The 1,703-nt window shown below is 50.3% G+C and carries 2 protein-coding genes; both read left to right on the forward strand.

The annotated features are described in order from the left end of the window. A partial coding sequence (locus J3U88_RS33985; protein WP_207863675.1) for a tetratricopeptide repeat protein occupies positions 1-1,197 on the forward strand: 1,197 nt, incomplete at its 5' end. Positions 1,198-1,258: 61 nt separating this feature from the next. After that, entirely contained in the window at positions 1,259-1,390 is a 132-nt protein-coding gene (locus J3U88_RS34885; RefSeq protein WP_279382673.1) for a hypothetical protein, read from the forward strand. Positions 1,391-1,703 lie beyond the last annotated feature (313 nt).

Here is a 1,703-nt window from a genome sequence, read left to right on the forward strand (position 1 = left end):
ACGCGATCCCTCCGTGAACAAGCACTCGAACAATTTACCGCCGCCCTTCAACTCAAACCTGATGATCATCGTTCCCATTTAGGCTCTGGTTTAGAGTTAAGCGAACTTGCCGCCCTCGCTCCTACACCCGACGAGGCACGATCCCGCCGTGAACAAGCAATCGAACAATTCACCGCTGCCCTTCAACTCAAACCTGATTTCCATGAGGTCCGTTTCACTTCTGGTCTGGAGTTAAGCAAACTTGCCGCCCTTGCAACGACACCCGACGAGACGCGATCCCTCCGTGAACAAGCAATCGAACAATTTACCGCCGCCCTTCAACTCAAACCTGATTTCCATGAGGTCCGTTTCACTTCTGGTCTGGAGTTAAGCAAACTTGCCGCCCTTGCAACGACACCCGACGAGACGCGATCCCTCCGTGAACAAGCACTCGAACAATTTACCGCCGCCCTTCAACTCAAACCTGATGATCATCGTTCCCATTTAGGCTCTGGTTTAGAGTTAAGCGAACTTGCCGCCCTCGCTCCTACACTCGGTGAGACGCGATCCCTCCGTGAACAAGCTCTCGAACAATATACCGCTGCCCTTCAACTCAAACCTGATTACCATCAGGCACTTTTCAATTCCGGTTTCGAGTTAAGCGAACTTGCCACCCTCGCAGCTACACCCGAAGAGACACGATCCCGCCATGAACAAGCATTCGAACAATATAACGCTGTCCTCCAACTCAAACCTGATGATCATCATTCCCTTTATAAATGTGGTTATCATTTGAGCCAACTAGCCGAGCTCGCAGATAGTCCAATAAAGACCAGATCATTACTTAAACAGTCAGTGAAAAAATACCTATCAGCATTAGCGCTGGAACCCAGCAATCATGGAACTTTGAATAATTTAGCGGCTGTCTATCTCAAACTTTTTCATGTTGCTGAAACGCCGGATCAGGCGCACAAGTGGCTGAAAGAAGCCGAAAAAGTGATCCACCGTCGCGCCGAGATCCTTGGGAAGCCCGTTGAAGAGGGTTACAATTTTTCATGTGTCTTGGCGCTTCAAGGCAAACGCGCCGAGGCTCTGTCCTCATTAGAACATTGTTTGGCCACAAACAAGATTACTGCTTCCCACGTCGCAGAGGATCCTGATTGGCAGAAGTTTGCCAACGACGCTGAATTTTTGGCGCTATTGGAACAATACCAGTAACCCTTTTGGTCAAGCATCGGATGGGTTAAGCCATTGAGATCGCCACGCAAACGAGGCCGGCGTGGGTAAGAGCAACCAGGTGTTATTGTCAGGCTTGGCCGAGCAAACCAAGCGAATCCCCAAACACCTCGATCACCTCAAGGACGAACCAATCACGAAAGGGGTGGAAACCATGCTGCTTGGTTTAACCTAAGAAGCGCGATAAGAGTGAGGGATTTTGGCTAAAGATCTGGAGCAAAATGGCTTGAGAAAAAGCAGACCGGGGTCGCGCACGACCGCACCCACTGGGTGCGGTGAGCATTTTCACAGACCGTTGCAGCCCAGATAGTGTGTTGTGGGTTTGAGTGCAAGGGGAAATCTCAGGTTCCACCGTTTTTGTGTAAGCCTACCAACGAGGGTTCAGACGCAAAGCGTCGAGACGGCTACACTTCCTGGAAAAGGTTCAGGAGGTTGCTTTGGGAAAGCTAAGAATCGAGCCAAAACAGAAATCGCCGGGTTTCATTCGT

It is taken from the genome of Acanthopleuribacter pedis, assembly GCF_017377855.1.
GTDB lineage: Bacteria > Acidobacteriota > Holophagae > Acanthopleuribacterales > Acanthopleuribacteraceae > Acanthopleuribacter > Acanthopleuribacter pedis.